This is a genomic window from Rathayibacter sp. AY1E8 (assembly GCF_002931415.1).
Lineage (GTDB): Bacteria > Actinomycetota > Actinomycetes > Actinomycetales > Microbacteriaceae > Rathayibacter.
On record NZ_PSVI01000002.1, the window covers coordinates 23,120 to 37,502 of the forward strand.

The window sequence follows — 14,383 nt, forward strand, 5'->3', positions numbered from 1 at the left end:
GCGGGGCGGTCGGGCGCCACTGCAGGGATCGTGGCCTGCGCCAAAGCAGGGCTGTTTCACGTGAAACAGCCCTGCACGAGGAGAGCCCCCGTCACGACGTGACAGGGGCTCTCGGAGACCGCAGGGCGGTCAGGAGTGCGAACTCAGAGGAACGCGGCCAGGTCGGCCTCGAGGGCCGGCTTCGGCTTGGCGCCGATGACGGTCTTCACGACCTCACCCTTCTGGTACACCTTCATCGCCGGGATCGACGTGATCTGGTACTTCGCGGCGGTCTGCGGGTTCTCGTCGACGTTCAGCTTGACGATCTCGATCTTGTCGCCGTGCTCGGCCGAGATCTGGTCGAGGATCGGCGCGACCATGCGGCAGGGGCCGCACCACTCGGCCCAGAAGTCGACCAGGACGGTCTTCTCGGAGTCGAGGACGTCGGACTGGAACGATGCGTCGGTGACGCTCTTCGCGGTGGACATGGTGTTCTCTCCTTCACGAGTCGGCGGGCTGCCGGCTCCGATGTGCGATGACCGGACGGTCAGCGGGTGATTAGCTCGGCCCGGGGTGAGCCGTCGGGGTGGGCGGTGCCATCGGCGAGCGAAGCGAGGTAGTGCTCCGCGTCGAGGGCGGCGACCGTTCCGGATGCCGCGGCGGTGACGGCCTGACGGTAGGTCGGGTCGATCACGTCGCCCGCGGCGAAGACGCCGGGAACGGAGGTCTGGGAGGAGCGGCCGACCACCGAGATGGTGCCCTCGGTGGTGAGGTCGAGCTTGCCGTGCACGACGTGCGTGCGCGGGTCGTTGCCGATCGCGATGAACAGGCCGTCGAGGTCGAGGTGGGACTCGGTGCCGTCGACCGTGTCGCGCAGCTTCACGCCGTCGACGTGGTTCTCGCCGGTGATGCCGGTGACCTCGGCGTTCCAGATGAACTCGATCCTGTCGTTGTCGAAGGCGCGCTTCTGCATGACCTTCGAGGCGCGGAGCGAGTCCTTGCGGTGGATCACATAGACCTTCGCGGCGTGCTTGGTGAGGAAGGTCGCCTCCTCCATGGCGGAGTCGCCCCCGCCGACGACGGCGATGGTCTTGCCCTTGAAGAAGAATCCGTCGCAGGTGGCGCACCACGAGACACCATGTCCCGACAGGCGGTCCTCGTCGTGGAGGCCCAGCTTGCGGTACGCGGATCCGGTCGCGACGACGACGGTCTTCGCCTCGATGCTCTCGCCGGAGCCGAGGTGGACGGTCTTGACCTCGCCCTCGAGATCGAGGGAGGTGACGTCGTCGTAGAAGGTCTCGGCGCCGAACTTCTCGGCCTGCGCCTGCATCGAGGTCATCAGCTCGGGGCCGAGGACGCCGTCGGGGAAGCCGGGGAAGTTCTCGACGTCCGTCGTGTTCATCAGGTCGCCGCCGATCTCGACCGACGAGGCCACGACCACCGGGTGCAGTTCGGCGCGCGCCGCGTAGATGGCGGCGGTCCAGCCGGCGGGGCCGGATCCGATGATGACGATGTCGCGCACGGCAACTCCTCGGGGTCTGTACGAGCGGTGACGGGTGGGGCGGGAGCCGAGCACCCGGAGCCGGTCGCTCGAATCGTTCCGCGGCTCCGTGGGCTACAACACATCCTAGGCGGGCACTATTCCGCGGGCCCGGGAGTGCCGGTCGTGCCATGCGCCGCTCGATGCAGCAGCCCAGGAAATGCAATCTGACCGGGCTTTTACCGGAGCAGCATCAGCGGCCGAGTCGGCGGAGCACCGGAGCGAGGACGGCGCGCAGCTCCGGCACCCGGAGGAACCAGAGGACCGCGAAGTAGACGAGCGCCATCACGGTGCCGATCGCGGCCATCGAGAGCAGCGGCTCCACGTAGTTCGAGACGGCGAAACCGCCCGCGCGCGTGCCGCCGAGGGCGACCAGGACGCCGTAGCCGGCGGCGGCGGAGGGCACCGCGGCGAGGAGGAACTGCGCGAGCCTGACGAGGATCCGCCTGCCTCCGCGGCCGCCGAGCCGGCGGCGCAGGAGGAGGGCCGCCACGAGGGCCTGCACGCAGATGCCGAGCGAGGTCGCAGCGGCGATGCCGACAGCGGTGCGGTCGGCGGGGAGCCGGAGCACGATCAGGTACCCGGCGACCGCCACGACGACCTGCACCAGGGTGAACAGGAACGGCCGCGCTCCGTCGCTCAGGGCGTAGAACGCGCGCTGCATGATGGCGATCGAGGAGAACAGCGGCAGGGCGATCACGTAAGCCATGGCGATCGCTCCGATGGCCTGCGCGTCCGCGTACGAGTCGGTGAAGACGGAGCCGAACGGCACTGCGACCACGACGATCGCGGCGGCGGCGAAGACGAGCATCATCAGCACCAGGCGGAGCGAGGTGGAGACGTCCGAGCGGAACTCCTTCATCTCCCCCCGCGCGGTGTGGCCGCTCATCTTGGTGAAGTACGCCATGGCGATCGAGATCGCGATGACCGAGTGGGGCAGCATGAAGATCAGCCACGCCTTCTGCAGCGCCGCGGCCGAGGGCCCCTCGCCGGACGCGGTGGAGGAGACCTGGCTCTCGACGATGCCGGCGACGATGGTCAGCAGCACCGTGGCGAACGACCACAGCGACATCCGCCCGGCCGTGCCGAGGCCGACGCCCCGGAAGCGGAAGTCGGGGCGGTAGCTGAGGCCGACCCTCCGCCAGAAGAGCATCAGGAACAGCGACTGGACGACGATGCCCAGCGTCGCGCTCCCGCCGAGGAGGGTGACCATCGCCGGGGACCACGAGTCGACCGGACGGTTCCCCTCCGGATCGGCGCCGAACAGCACCATGAAGGCGACGAGCCCGGCGATCACCACGACGTTGTTCAGCACGGGCGCCCAGGTGAAGGGGCCGAACGAGCCGCGGGCGTTGAGCACCTCGCCGAGGATCGTGAAGAGGCCGTAGAAGAAGACCTGCGGCAGGCACCAGAACGCGAAGGCGACGGCCAGCTGGTACTGCTCCGGTCCGTAGCCGGGCGCGTAGAGGCGCACGAGCAGGGGAGCGAGGACCGTGGCGGCGATCGTGGTCACCAGGAGCAGGCCGAGCGCCAGGGTCAGCAGGCGGTTGATGTAGCCGCGGCCGCCGTCGGCGTCGAGGCCCGCCCGCACGATCTGCGGGACGAGGACGGCGTTCAGAGCGCCGCCCGCGATGATCGAGTAGATCGTGTTGGGCAGCAGGTTCGCCGTCGTGAAGGCGTCCGCGCCCGGCGCGACCGCGGCTCCGATCGTGTTCGCCATGACGATCGACATGACGAAGCCGAGGATCCGCGAGACCATCGTGCCGGAGGCGAGGACGGCGCTCGCGCGTCCGAGGGAGAAGCTAGCCACGCGGGTCCGATCGCTGGTCGTCGAGGTCGGGCTGGACCTCGAGCACGGCGTTCGGGTCCTCCTCGTCCTCTGGGGTGTCGCCTCGACGGCGACGGCGGATGTTGCGGAGGATGCCGGCTCCGAAGACGACGACGAGCGCGATCCCGATGACCAGGGTGCCGACGGTCTCCCAGTCGGCGCGGACGCTGGTCGTCATGCCCGTGGGGATGCCGATGGGGACGCCCTGCGCCGAGGTCAGCTGCAGGCCGAGGCTCGTCTCGCCGTTGCCGACCCGGGCTTTCACGGGGATGAGGACGCGGCCCTGCGAGCGGGCGTCGATCTCGGTGGTCTCGATCGCCTCCTCGTCGATGTCGAGGACGGCGTTCGAGGTCGAGGCCTGGATGCGGACGGCGATCGGCCAGGGGAGCTCGTTGCGGACGTACACGGGGATGCTCGAGTCGCGGGAGACCTGCAGGATGCTGCCGGTCGCGTCGATCGACACCAGCGAGAGCGTCCGGTCGGCCTCGGTCATGGCCGCGCCGACGGCGTCGCCCCAGCCGCTGCCGTCTCCGCGCCAGGTCACCGAGAGCAGCGCCAGCACGTCGTTGCGGCTCTTGCCCGACAGCAGCTCCGGCTCCTGCAGCACGGAGGAGAACGCCTCGACCTCGGAGCCGGCGTCGAGCACGTCGCGCACCCGGTCGAGCCGCGACTCCGACTCCGGCGAGTCGACGACGCTCGCGCCCTCGGTCGCGGGGACGGCGAGGGCGGTGGAGAGGGCGACTCCGCGGGCCCAGGGCAGCGACTCGATCGCGTCGAGGGTCTCGGAGAGGCGCGCGCCGCCGATCGCCGAGCCGCGGCCGAGGCTGAGCGCGACGTACGGCGGGGTCCCCTCCTCCTGCACCTCGGCGAGATCGGTGGCGATCTCGGACATGCGGGCGCGCCACTCGGTGTCGTCGGTGGCGGTGGCGGCCGCGTCGAACGCCTCGGTGAGGCGCGAGTCGGCCACGACCAGGTCCGAGTCGCCGACGGTGGCGCGCGAGGTCGTGGTCACCTCCTCCGGCAGCAGGAGACCGGAGGAGGGGACGACCGTGCGGTTCACTCCGCTGGCCGCGTAGACGTCGAGGTCCGACCCCCGGAGGGTGCCCTCGTCGGGCCACGCGACGCTGCCGAGGGAGGTGCTCCAGTCGGAGGCGAGCAGCGACTCGGTGCTCGGACGCGCCGGCAGCTCCTCGGCCGGCTGGTCGGAGTCGACGGCGACCGTGGGCGCCGGGCTGGCGGTGCCGGGGACCGCGGCGAAGCGGGTGTCGTCGATCGCGTACTCGAAGGAGGTGGGAGAGAGGAGGGCGGAGAGCCCGGCCTGCGCCTGGGCCGAGACGTCGGCGTCGGCGTACGGCAGGGCGAAGCGCTCGTTCGGCACGGACTGCAGCCGGTCGAGCCAGTCGAGGGCCGACTCCGGAGCGGCGCTGCCGAGGATCCGGATCGAGGCGAGGATGCGCGGGTCGACCCCGATCGTGACGCCCTTCCCCGCGACCGCGTCGAGCTGCCGGGTGAGGGTCCCCGTGCCGTCGGTGTAGTCGGCGAGGGCCTCGGCCGAGAGCAGGCCGTCGGCCGTGTCCGGGACGGTGAGCGGGACGAGGACGCTGACGCCGGTCTCGCGCTCCGGGGCCACCGCGTCGTCGGTCAGCTCGACGGCGGTGCGAGCGGTCGAGACGACACCACCTGGACCGGTGACCGTGACGAGGACGGCGTGGGTGCCGAGCGCGGTCCGGTCGTTGGAGAAGGGGATCTGGTCGACCCGCACGGTGAGGCCGGCCTCGGCGGTGCTGGAGGGCAGCAGGCGCAGCTGGGCGGTCGCACGGACCGGGTCGGTGTCGTTGTCGGCCTCGGCGTCGAGCCAGTCGTGCAGCTCCGCGCGGGTGTCGAGGGTGGCGTAGGAGAGGGCGACCGTCACGTCGGCGCTGTCGGTCGCCTCGGTGGTGCCGTTGCGCACGGCGATCGAGAGCTCGAGGTCCTGGCCGGGCCGCAGGACGCCGTCACTGCCGGCCCCGGCGGTCGTGGTGACGGTGCCGGGAGCGGGCGTCGAGGTCGCCGTCGCGGCGGCGACCGGGGCCGCGAGGGCGGGGGAGGCCACGCCGGTCAGGCCGAGCGCGAGGGCGGCAGCACCTGCCGAGCGGAGCAGGAGGAGGGCCGCCCGCGAGCGGCGGGAGCGGAGGGAGGGGTCGCGCCGATGCATCGGACTCACTCGGCCTCCATGCGGGTGATTCTACGGGCAGCCCTCCTCGGGGCAGGCGGTGCGTCCGCTGTGCAGGCGGTTCCCCCGCGTAACCCCCTGGCACGGTCACCCGCTGCCGGGACACCCCCCGCCACTAGGATCGTGCGAATGCACAGCGTCCAGACCGCTCTCGAGACCCTCCGCGCGCTCGCGGGGACGCCCACGGTGACGCGGCTGGCGGAGGCGTTCGCAGCCCAGGGCCACGAGCTCGCGCTGGTCGGCGGCCCGGTCCGCGACGCCTTCCTCGGCCACGGCGTGCACGACCTCGACTTCACCACCTCCGCGCGCCCCGACGACATCGTGCGGATCGTCGCTCCGATCGCCGAGGCGCACTGGGACATCGGCCGGGCCTTCGGCACGATCGGCGCTCGCGTGGCCGGCGAGACGGTCGAGATCACGACCTACCGCAGCGACAGCTACGACGGGGTGAGCCGCAAGCCCGAGGTCGAGTTCGGCGACTCGCTCGAGGGCGACCTGGTGCGGCGCGACTTCACGGTCAACGCGATGGCGCTGCGGCTTCCGGAGGTCGTCCTCGTCGATCCCTCGGGAGGAGTGGAGGACCTGCTCGCCGGCCGGCTGCGCACCCCCTCCCCCGCCGACCTCTCCTTCGGCGACGATCCGCTCCGGATGCTCCGCGGCGCGCGCTTCACCTCGCAGCTCGGCTTCCGCACCACCGACGAGGTCGAGTGGGCGATGGCCGAGCTCGCCGGACGGATCGACGACGTCTCGGCGGAGCGCGTGCAGGAGGAGCTGCGGAAGCTCCTCGCGACCGCCTCGCCCCGCGCCGGCCTGGAGCTGCTGGTCGACACCGGTCTGGCCGGTCGCTTCCTCCCGGAGCTGCCCGCGCTGCGCCTGGAGCAGGACGAGCACCACCACCACAAGGACGTCTACACCCACAGCCTCACCGTGCTGGAGCAGGCGCTCGCGCTGGAGGAGTCGCGGCACCCCGGAGCCGCGCCCGACGTCGTGCTGCGGCTCGCCGCCCTCCTGCACGACATCGGGAAGCCGGCCACGCGGCGGCTCGAGCCGGGCGGAGCGGTGAGCTTCCACCACCACGACATGGTCGGCTCCAAGCTCGCGATCAAGCGGATGCGCGCACTGAAGTTCGACAACCAGACGACGAAGGACGTGGCCCGCCTCATCGAGCTGCACCTGCGCTTCTTCGGGTACACGGACGGCGCGTGGACCGACTCCGCGGTGCGCCGCTACGTGACCGACGCCGGGCCCCTGCTCGAGCGACTGCACATCCTCACGCGCGCCGACGTGACCACGCGCAACCGCCGCAAGGCCGACCGGCTCGCGCACGCCTACGACGACCTCGAGGCGCGCATCGCGGAGCTCGCCGAGAAGGAGGAGCTCGCCTCCAAGCGCCCCGACCTCGACGGCACGCGGATCATGGAGATACTCGGCCTCGCCCCGGGCCCCGAGGTCGGGCAGGCGTACCGGTTCCTGCTGGAGCTGCGGCTCGAGGAGGGGCCGCTCGGCGAGGAGGTCGCGACGCAGCGGCTCCGCGAGTGGTGGGCGTCGCGCTGAGGCGCTGAGCGGGGCCCCGTGCCCGCCTCGCCCTGCGCCCGGGTGGTGCGCCTCGAGCGGATCCGTCCGGCGCGTCGCGGCGGTCCTGTTGTAGTCTGTACAGGTTGTCCACGACCAGACGCACTCGCGTCCGCGGGAGTGGGCAGATGCTACATACCCTCCTGTCACGGAAATACCGTGGCCGTTCAGTCCGAAGGAGGTGGGTTAGTGACGCATCAGTACGAGATCATGGTCATCCTGGACCCCGAGATCGATGAGCGCACTGTCGCTCCGAGTCTCGACAAGTTCCTCAACGTCATCCGCACCGATGGTGGATCCATCGACAAGGTCGACGTCTGGGGCCGCCGTCGTCTGGCGTACGAGATCAACAAGAAGTCCGAGGGCATCTACGCCGTCGTCGACTTCACGTCGACCTCCGCCGCAGCGAACGAGCTCGACCGTCAGCTGAAGCTGTCCGAGGCCGTCATGCGCACCAAGGTGCTGCGGGCCGAAGAGGGCATCGCCCAGGTCGCTGCCGCCGCGAAGCTCGCCGACGAGAAGGCCGCCCGCAAGGCTGCCAAGGCCTCGGCCGCTCCCAAGGCGTAGCGCTCATGGCCGGCGAGACGATCATCACCGTGGTGGGGAACCTCACCGCCGACCCCGAGCTGCGCTACACGCAGGGCGGGCTCGCGGTCGCGAACTTCACCATCGCCTCCACGCCGCGCACCTTCGACCGTCAGGCGAACGACTGGAAGGACGGCGAAGCGCTGTTCCTCCGCGCCTCCGTCTGGCGCGAGTTCGCCGAGAACGTCGCAGGAACGCTGACCAAGGGCAGCCGCGTCATCGCGACCGGCCGCCTGAAGCAGCGCTCCTACGAGACGAAGGAAGGCGAGAAGCGCACCAGCATCGAGCTCGAGATCGACGAGATCGGGCCCTCGCTGCGCTACGCGACCGCGCAGGTCACGCGCGCCTCCGGTGGAGGCGGACGCGGCCAGGCCGGTGGCGGCCAGGGCAACGGCGGTCAGATCGGCGGCGGCCAGGGCGGCTTCGGCGGCGGCGGTCAGGGGGGCTCCGGCAACGCCGGCGGCAACCGTGGCGGTCAGGCCGAGGAGCCGTGGGCGCCGAGCGCTCCCGCCGGTGGCGACGTGTGGAGCACGCCGGGCAGCTACAACGACGAGACGCCGTTCTGAGCCTCGGCTCGGACGCTCTCCTCACCTGAATCACGCCTCCCCCGCACCGCGATCACTCGCGGCGGGGCAGGGGCGAACCAGAATCTAAGGAAACCACTATGGCTGGAAAGAGCAGCGGCGACCGCCGCAAGCCGATCCGCGGCAAGGGCGCGAAGAACGCGGCCCCCGCGAAGTCGGTCCGCGTGGGTGTCATCGACTACAAGGACGTCGCGACCCTCCGCAAGTTCATCTCGGAGCGCGGGAAGATCCGCGCCCGTCGTATCACCGGCGTCTCCGTTCAGGAGCAGCGCCTCATCGCCCGTGCCGTCAAGAACGCCCGCGAGATGGCGCTCCTGCCCTACGCCGGCAGCGGAAGGTAGGTAACGGTATGTCCAAGGTCATCCTGACCCACGAGGTCGACGGACTCGGCTCGGCCGGCGACGTCGTCGACGTGAAGAACGGGTTCGCCCGCAACTACCTCATCCCGCAGGGCTTCGGCGTCGCGTGGACCCGCGGTGGCGAGAAGCAGGTCGAGCAGATCAAGTCGGCGCGAGCCGCTCGTGAGCACAAGACCATCGAAGAGGCCCAGCACACCAAGCAGGTCCTCGAGGCCAACCGCGTGAAGCTGACGGTCAAGGCCGGCAAGGACGGCCGCCTGTTCGGCTCGGTGAAGACCTCCGACATCGCGAACGCGGTGGCGGCGGCCGGATTCGGCGAGCTCGACAAGCGCAAGATCGTCATCTCGAACGCGATCAAGCACGTCGGCGAGCACGAGGCCGTGGTGCGTCTGCGCGACGACATCCAGGCCACTGTGAAGCTGCAGGTGGTCGCGGCCAAGTAAGGCCGCGAGAACGCCGCGGAGGGCGGTGCGACGGGGCTTCCGAGTCCCCTCGCACCGCCCTTCGTCGTTCCCGTTCTCCACAGCTCCATCCACATACACCCTCCGGCGGGACCAACCTTCACTGTGGTCTTGAGACTCTTTTCCCCACACACCTGTGGAAAGCAGGAAATGCCTGGTCAAAAGCCGGAAAAAACTTGTTGAGGGCCGCTGATCCCACAGGGTTGTCCACACGTTGCCCACAGTGGGCCCGGCGTTTCCCCTCGGTTCTGCACAGCTCTCTCCACAGGGCGGTTTGCGTGCCGCGGGCGGCGGTCCGTAGGGTGGCGCAGCGCCCCGCGAGGGGTGCGGGCAGGCGCCCGTGCGCCGCTGTCGGAGGTCGCTGGTAGACCGGATCCCGGCACCGGCTCGACCGGACGCGCAGCACCCGACAGGAGGAGGCGAAGGCATGACGATCGCGCACCTGGCGGTACCCGGCTCGGACGGACGGGACGGTCGCGGAGACCGCGGCGAGTCACGCGGGAACGAGCGGACCCCTCCGCACGACCTCCTCGCCGAGCAGTCGGCGCTGGGCGGCATGCTGCTCTCGAAGGACGCGGTCGCCGACGTCGTCGAGAGCGTCAAGGGCACCGACTTCTACATCCCCAAGCACGAGATCGTCTTCGACGCGATCCTCGCCCTCTACTCGCACGGCGAGCCGACCGACGTCATCGCGGTCACCGACGAGCTCACGAAGCAGGGCGAGCTGCAGCGGGCCGGCGGCGCCGACTACCTGCACACGCTCACCTCGATGGTCCCCACCGCGGCCAACGCCGGGTACTACGCCTCCATCGTCGCCGAGCGCGCTCTGCTGCGCCGCCTCGTCGAGGCGGGCACCCGCATCGCGCAGATGGGCTACCAGGGCGAGGGCGAGGTGCTCGACCTGGTCAACACGGCGCAGGCCGAGATCTACAACGTCACCGGCTCCGAGACGGCGGAGGACTACGTCCCGCTGACCGACGCGGTGACCGTCGCGATCGACGAGATCGAGGCGGCCGCTCACAAGGACGGCAGCTTCACCGGCGTCCCCACCGGCTTCGCCGACCTCGACGACCTGACCAACGGCTTCCACGCCGGGCAGATGATCATCGTCGCCGCGCGCCCCGCGCTCGGAAAGTCGACGCTGGCGCTCGATTTCGCCCGCGCCGCCGCGATCAAGCACAACATGGCCACGATCTTCTTCTCCCTCGAGATGGGGCGCAGCGAGATCGCGATGCGCCTCCTCTCGGCCGAGGCGTCCGTGCCGCTGCAGCACATGCGGAAGGGCACGGTCGACCAGCGCGACTGGACGACCATCGCCTCCACCCGCGGCCGGATCAACGACGCGCCGCTCTACATCGACGACTCGCCCAACATGACCCTCGTCGAGATCCGGGCGAAGTGCCGCCGGCTCAAGCAGCGGGTCGGGCTCAAGATGGTCGTCATCGACTACCTGCAGCTGATGACCTCCGGCAAGAAGGTCGAGAGCCGCCAGCAGGAGGTCTCGGAGTTCTCGCGTGCCCTCAAGCTCCTCGCGAAGGAGCTGCAGGTGCCGGTCATCGCGCTCTCGCAGCTGAACCGAGGCCCCGAGCAGCGCGCCGACAAGCTCCCCGCCATCTCGGACCTCCGCGAGTCCGGCTCGATCGAGCAGGACGCTGACATGGTGATCCTCCTGCACCGCGAGAGCGCCTACGAGAAGGACAACCCGCGCGCGGGCGAGGCCGACCTCATCGTCGCCAAGCACCGCAACGGCCCGACCCGCACGGTGACCGTGGGCTTCCACGGCCACTTCTCGCGCTTCGCCGACATCCCGGCGGTCTGACGTGACAGGTGCCGCTGCCGTCCCCGAGCCCGTCGACGTCCCGCTGGGCGGCGGGTCGATCCGCCTGGGCCAGTTCCTCAAGTTCGCGGGGATCCTCTCGGGCGGCGAGGCCAAGGAGGCGGTCGCCGAGGGGATGGTGACCGTCAACGGCGAAGTCGATCTGCGCCGCGGGCGCCAGCTCGTCGTCGGCGACGTCGTCGGGTTCGACCGGAACCGCTTCCGCGTCTGCGAGTGAGCACGGCCGCGCCTCGACGGGTGCGATCGGCCGAGACACCGCGGAACGGATGAGACGCCGCTCAGAGGCGGGCGCGTCGGCGTGTTGAGCGGTGGCTCGGCGCACACTGGCTCCTGGACATCCCGGGACGACAGGAGACGCGCGTGCAGCTCGGCATTCACTTCATGAACTTCACCCTTCCGGGCGGAAGCGCGGGGATCGCGCCGATCCTCGGAGCGACCGCGCGGACGGCCGAGGACGTCGGCTGCGCCTGGTTCACGCTGATGGACCACTACTTCCAGATGGAGCACTTCGCGACGAGCGAGGATCCGATGCTCGAGGGCTACACCTCGCTCGGCTTCGTCGCCGGCCGGACGGAGCGGATGCGGCTGGGGCTCCTCGTCACCGGCGTGACGTACCGCCATCCGGGACTGCTCGCGAAGATCGTCACCACCCTCGACGTGCTCTCCGGCGGGCGCGCGATGCTCGGCATCGGCGCCGCCTGGTACGAGCGCGAGCACCTCGGGCTCGGCGTGCCGTACCCGCCGCTGAAGGAGCGGTTCGAGCGGCTGGAGGAGACGCTGCGGATCTGCCGTCAGATGTGGAGCGACGACGACGGGCCGTTCGAGGGGACGCACTACCGGCTGGCCGAGACGCTGAACCACCCGGCGCCGATCCAGCAGCCCGGCCCGCCCATCCTCATCGGCGGCGGAGGCGAGAGGAAGACGCTGCGGCTGGTCGCTCAGTACGGCGACGCCTGCAACCTGTTCGGCACCGGCGCGGACGACGTGGCGCACAAGCTCGACGTGCTGAAGCGGCACTGCGACGACCTCGGGCGCGACTACGCGACGATCACGAAGACCATCACCGGGGGCGGCGATCCGATCGGCGACCCCGACGGCTTCGTCCGCGCGATGGAGGAGTACGCGGCGCTGGGGATCGACCACGTGCAGCTGGCCCCGGCCGGGCCGGATCCGGAGGGGTACGTCGCCCGGCTGGGCGAGGGCGTGATCGAGCGGGTGGCGGCTCTCGGCTGAGGGTTCCCGGGCAGCCGCGCGGCACTCCGACCGGTTCGGGTGCCGCGGGCGTCACCGCTGATCCGCTCCGCCGGCCGGGTCCGCCGTCACCGGCGCGAGGACTCCGGTGGCGAGGATGTCCCGGGTCGGGGGACGTCGTCGGCGGATCCTGCCCCCGTCAGGGTCGCGGCGTAGAGACGGGCGAGGAGCGCGACCTACGGTTCGAGCCTCCCACCTCGGGTTATTGAGCTCACGCTGACGTGGGCAGATCGCTGGCCTCATGCCGCACGTGTCCTCTCGCACCTCGCTCCGCCGTCATCGGCAGAACCGCAGAAGAGGGGCGATCGGGACGGGTGTCGTCCTCGCCGTCGTCGGCGCCGCGCTCTTCGCCGGCGTCTTGGCGCAGGCGGCCACTGCTTTGGACCTTGGCACGGTGGAGGACTTCTCGGTCATGGCCGCGTCGACCGTGACGAACACGGGGTCGAGCGTCCTGGACCAGAGCGTCGGGGGCAGCCCGCTGACCGCCGTCACCGGATTCCCGCCCGGACGGACGGACGGACGGAGTGATCCACCGCGGAGACGCGGAGGCGGCTCAGGCCCAGGCCGACGTGGGCACCGCCTACGGACAGCTCGCCTCGCAGGCGACGACCGCGCAGATCGGCGCCGAGATCGGCGGCAGCACGCTGAAGCCCGGGGTCTACACCGCGGCCGGACCGGTCGGCGTGACGGGGACGCTCACGCTCGACGCCGAGGGCGTCAACGAGGCGGTCTTCGTGATCCGCGCCGCGTCGACGCTGACGACGGCCTCGTCGAGCACGGTGGCCCTGATCAACGGAGCGCAGGCCTGCAACGTCTACTGGCAGATCGGCAGCTCCGCGACGCTCGGCACCGACTCGGACTTCGTGGGCTCCGTGCTCGCCTCGGCCTCGATCACGGTGACGACGGGCGTCTCCGTCGAGGGCCGCGCACTGGCCCGCACGGGAGCGGTCACGCTCGACTCCAACGACTTCACCGAGCCGGGCTGCGAGCCCTCCGACGGCGGACCGTCGCCGACGGCTACGCCGACCATCACGCCGACCGTGACGCCGACCGTGACGCCGACGGTCACGCCGACCGTGACCCCGACGGTCACGCCGACCGTGACGCCGACCGTGACCCCGACCGTGACGCCGACCGTGACGCCGACGGTCACGCCGACCGTGACCCCGACGGTCACGCCGACCGTGACCCCGACGGTCACGCCGACCGTGACGCCGACCGTGACCCCGACGGTCACGCCCACCGTGACGCCGACGGTCACGCCGACAGTCACGCCGACCGTGACCCCCACGGTCACGCCGACCGTGACGCCCACGGTCACGCCGACGGTGACCCCGACCATCACTCCGACCGTGACCCCGACGGTCACACCCACTGTCACGCCGACCGTGACCCCCACCGTCACGCCGACCGTGACGCCGACGGTCACACCCACTGTCACGCCGACCGTGACTCCCACCGTCACCCCGACGGTGACTCCCACCGTCGTGCCGACGGTGACTCCGACGATCGCGCCCACCGTCACTCCGACGGTGACTCCGACGATCGCGCCCACCGTCACTCCGACGGTGACTCCGACGATCGCGCCCACCGTGGCTCCGACGGTCACGCCGACGACCACGCCGACGGCGACCCCGACCGTGGCTCCGACGGCGACCCCCACCCCCACGCCGACCGCGACGCCCACGGCCTCGCCCACTCCGACCGCGACCACAGCGCCGCGACCGGCGCCCTCCCACGCCGGGGTCGTTCCCGTATCCGGGTCGAACGGTCCCCGCGGTCCGGCTCTCGCCTCGACCGGAGTGGACGCCGCAGCGACGGCGACCGCCGGAGTGCTGGGCCTGCTCGCCCTGGTCGGCGGCGGTCTGATGCTCCTCACCCTCCGACGCCGCGGTGAGCGCACCGGCAGCTGATCCCGGCTGATCACCGGCAGCTGATCACCGCCAGGCCGTGCGCCGGACTCCCGAGGGGTCCGGCGCACGTCTGCGCCCACGATCGCGCTCCGCCCGTCTCTCGGGTGTCCTCGCCGATGCGCGCAGGCCCGCTCGTGCGTCGAGACGCCGCTCCGAGTGTCGGGACATCGCGGTAGGGGCAGTGCCTCGGGGCGGAAGGCGGCATGCGAGGAGTGCGCGACCGCTCTGCTCGGAACGCGGGCGTCCGCTCGATGCCGGGGTC

General features: G+C 71.1%; 13 protein-coding genes. 9 read left to right on the forward strand and 4 right to left on the reverse strand.

The window, feature by feature from the left end; genetic code table 11:
* Positions 1-143 precede the first annotated feature (143 nt).
* The 4 genes from trxA to C5C74_RS00995 all read right to left on the reverse strand — a co-directional run bounded on the left by trxA (position 144) and on the right by C5C74_RS00995 (position 5,541).
* Positions 144-467 carry a thioredoxin gene (gene trxA, locus C5C74_RS00980; protein ID WP_104222687.1) on the reverse strand — a complete coding sequence of 108 codons (324 nt, stop codon included), beginning with the start codon at positions 465-467 and terminating at the stop codon, positions 144-146.
* 59 nt (positions 468-526) lie between these two features.
* Entirely contained in the window at positions 527-1,501 is a 975-nt protein-coding gene (trxB, locus tag C5C74_RS00985) for a thioredoxin-disulfide reductase (protein WP_104350818.1), read from the reverse strand.
* A 211-nt stretch (positions 1,502-1,712) separates the two neighbouring features.
* Positions 1,713-3,329: a murein biosynthesis integral membrane protein MurJ gene (gene murJ, locus C5C74_RS00990; RefSeq protein ID WP_258064069.1), complete on the reverse strand. Its 1,617-nt coding sequence runs from the start codon at positions 3,327-3,329 to the stop codon at positions 1,713-1,715.
* Complete coding sequence (locus C5C74_RS00995; RefSeq protein WP_104350819.1) at positions 3,322-5,541, reverse strand: DUF6049 family protein; 2,220 nt, start codon at positions 5,539-5,541, stop codon at positions 3,322-3,324. Before C5C74_RS00995 ends, murJ begins: the two co-directional genes overlap by 8 nt.
* 147 nt (positions 5,542-5,688) lie before the next feature.
* Here C5C74_RS00995 and C5C74_RS01000 point away from each other — a divergent pair, with 147 nt between their 5' ends.
* The 9 genes from C5C74_RS01000 (at position 5,689) to C5C74_RS01045 (ending at position 14,121) form a co-directional block, all read left to right on the forward strand.
* On the forward strand, positions 5,689-7,113 hold the full coding sequence (locus C5C74_RS01000) for a CCA tRNA nucleotidyltransferase (protein ID WP_104350820.1): 1,425 nt from the start codon (positions 5,689-5,691) through the stop codon (positions 7,111-7,113).
* A gap of 207 nt (positions 7,114-7,320) precedes the next feature.
* A complete protein-coding gene (gene rpsF / locus C5C74_RS01005) occupies positions 7,321-7,698 on the forward strand; it encodes a 30S ribosomal protein S6 (protein WP_068207796.1) in 378 nt (125 codons plus the stop codon).
* A gap of 5 nt (positions 7,699-7,703) precedes the next feature.
* Positions 7,704-8,282, forward strand: a complete 579-nt coding sequence (locus C5C74_RS01010; RefSeq protein ID WP_104222691.1) for a single-stranded DNA-binding protein — start codon at positions 7,704-7,706, stop codon at positions 8,280-8,282.
* Positions 8,283-8,380: 98 nt separating this feature from the next.
* Positions 8,381-8,641 (forward strand): 30S ribosomal protein S18, encoded by a 261-nt coding sequence (rpsR, locus tag C5C74_RS01015; protein ID WP_055784551.1) that lies wholly within the window; start codon positions 8,381-8,383, stop codon positions 8,639-8,641.
* A gap of 8 nt (positions 8,642-8,649) precedes the next feature.
* On the forward strand, positions 8,650-9,102 hold the full coding sequence (rplI, locus tag C5C74_RS01020; RefSeq protein ID WP_104222692.1) for a 50S ribosomal protein L9: 453 nt from the start codon (positions 8,650-8,652) through the stop codon (positions 9,100-9,102).
* A 445-nt stretch (positions 9,103-9,547) separates the two neighbouring features.
* Positions 9,548-10,939, forward strand: coding sequence for a replicative DNA helicase (gene dnaB, locus C5C74_RS01025; RefSeq protein WP_104225797.1), 1,392 nt, complete (start codon positions 9,548-9,550; stop codon positions 10,937-10,939).
* Position 10,940: 1 nt separating this feature from the next.
* The gene (locus C5C74_RS01030) at positions 10,941-11,174 is read left to right on the forward strand and encodes an RNA-binding S4 domain-containing protein (protein ID WP_104268809.1); all 234 of its coding nucleotides are present in this window, start codon (positions 10,941-10,943) and stop codon (positions 11,172-11,174) included.
* Between the two features lie 143 nt (positions 11,175-11,317).
* On the forward strand, positions 11,318-12,190 hold the full coding sequence (locus C5C74_RS01035) for an LLM class F420-dependent oxidoreductase (protein WP_181127373.1): 873 nt from the start codon (positions 11,318-11,320) through the stop codon (positions 12,188-12,190).
* A gap of 542 nt (positions 12,191-12,732) precedes the next feature.
* Complete coding sequence (locus tag C5C74_RS01045; protein ID WP_104350822.1) at positions 12,733-14,121, forward strand: ice-binding family protein; 1,389 nt, start codon at positions 12,733-12,735, stop codon at positions 14,119-14,121.
* Positions 14,122-14,383 lie beyond the last annotated feature (262 nt).

Excerpts from the sequence above, each read along its gene's own strand:
- rplI (WP_104222692.1), top strand. The coding sequence starts at position 8,650 with ATGTCCAAGGTCATCCTGACCCACGAGGTCGACGGACTCGGCTCGGCC.
- dnaB (WP_104225797.1), top strand. The coding sequence starts at position 9,548 with ATGACGATCGCGCACCTGGCGGTACCCGGCTCGGACGGACGGGACGGT.
- C5C74_RS01010 (WP_104222691.1), top strand. The coding sequence starts at position 7,704 with ATGGCCGGCGAGACGATCATCACCGTGGTGGGGAACCTCACCGCCGAC.
- rpsR (WP_055784551.1), top strand. The coding sequence starts at position 8,381 with ATGGCTGGAAAGAGCAGCGGCGACCGCCGCAAGCCGATCCGCGGCAAG.
- C5C74_RS01000 (WP_104350820.1), top strand. The coding sequence starts at position 5,689 with ATGCACAGCGTCCAGACCGCTCTCGAGACCCTCCGCGCGCTCGCGGGG.
- trxA (WP_104222687.1), bottom strand. The coding sequence starts at position 467 with ATGTCCACCGCGAAGAGCGTCACCGACGCATCGTTCCAGTCCGACGTC.
- C5C74_RS00995 (WP_104350819.1), bottom strand. The coding sequence starts at position 5,541 with ATGCATCGGCGCGACCCCTCCCTCCGCTCCCGCCGCTCGCGGGCGGCC.